The sequence below is a fragment of the Bradyrhizobium sp. 153 genome (genome assembly GCF_023073835.1).
Lineage (GTDB): Bacteria > Pseudomonadota > Alphaproteobacteria > Rhizobiales > Xanthobacteraceae > Bradyrhizobium.
On sequence record NZ_JADPKH010000061.1, the window covers coordinates 1 to 680 of the forward strand.

The 680-nt window shown below is 56.8% G+C and carries 1 protein-coding gene; it reads right to left on the reverse strand.

From position 1 onward, the window contains the following. Nucleotides 1–236 precede the first annotated feature (236 nt). Nucleotides 237–680, reverse strand: a 444-nt coding sequence (locus tag IVA91_RS14900) for an IS110 family transposase (RefSeq protein WP_247458881.1), incomplete at its 5' end; no start/stop codon positions are given.

Genomic DNA, 680 nt, shown 5'->3' on the forward strand with positions numbered 1-680 from the left:
CTATCTATGGACGGTCCCCGCTTTGCAAGGCCATTTGCTTTGTTCCGGCTAGCGATCGTTTGCAGCTATCTATCCGGCTTTATGGCGATGCTACGAGCCTTGATGAGATCCGCGGATCGGCGCCCAATTACGTTGGCGAGCTCTGAAGCTCGATAGGTCCAACGGGCTTAGCCGACCCCGGTCCGACCGGTTGCCATCACTCTGTTTTTGCCCTCGCAAACGGAACCAAACTGGATTTATACCTGCGCGCGGTACTCTTCACCATTGGCCATGATCGCCCAAGCGATCCGTGCAGTTTTGTGAGCAAGCGCCACCGTCACGACATTGAAGGGACGCCTGCTGAGCAGCTCTGTTATCCAGGCATTGGTGACCTGATGAATGCGGACGCGATGAACGGCCGCTCGGGCGCCATGTATCAGCAACTTACGAATGTAGCCGTCGCCGCGCTTGCTGATACCGCCCAAACGCTCCTTACCCCCGGTCGAGTGTTGCTTCGGTACTAATCCCAGCCAGGCAGCGAAATGCCTTGCCGAAGCGAACTGTTGTGGATGGTCGACAGACGCCGCGAGCGCGGTGGCAGCAAATGGGCCAATGCCCGCGACCTTCATGAGACGCCGACAGACTTCATTGTCTTTGGCACTTGCAAGGATCATCTTCTCATAGCTTTCAATGTGCAGCTC